General features: G+C 68.5%; 1 protein-coding gene. It reads left to right on the top strand.

Translation table 11 applies throughout. The annotated features are described in order from the left end of the window. Window positions 1–330: IS30 family transposase (locus XpopCFBP1817_RS21350; RefSeq protein ID WP_128418516.1), on the top strand; the 330-nt coding region annotated here is incomplete at both ends.

Here is a 330-nt window from a genome sequence, read left to right as displayed (position 1 = left end):
CGGCGCGGCGTGCGCGATGGCCGCGGGCAGCTGACGCAGCGCTGCAGCTGGACACAGCGCCCAAGCGTGGTGGAGCAGCGAAGCCGCATCGGCGATTGGGAGCTGGACACCATCCGGGCCTCCCATGGAAAAGCGGTCGTGGTCAGCATGACCGAACGCCGCAGTCGCCTGCATCTGCTGGCCTACTCGCCTGACGGTACCGCCGAGAACGTGCGCAACGCCATCGTCCAGCGCCTGGGCGGCCTGCGCCACACGGTGCACACCCTCACCGCCGACAACGGCAAGGAGTTCGCCGATCATCGCCTCATTGCCGCCTGCTTGCAGAGCGAT

Source organism: Xanthomonas populi (assembly GCF_002940065.1).
GTDB classification, from domain to species: Bacteria; Pseudomonadota; Gammaproteobacteria; order Xanthomonadales; family Xanthomonadaceae; genus Xanthomonas; species Xanthomonas populi.
Note: the sequence above shows the minus strand (reverse complement) of the source record. Positions and strands in the feature narration are given on the sequence as shown.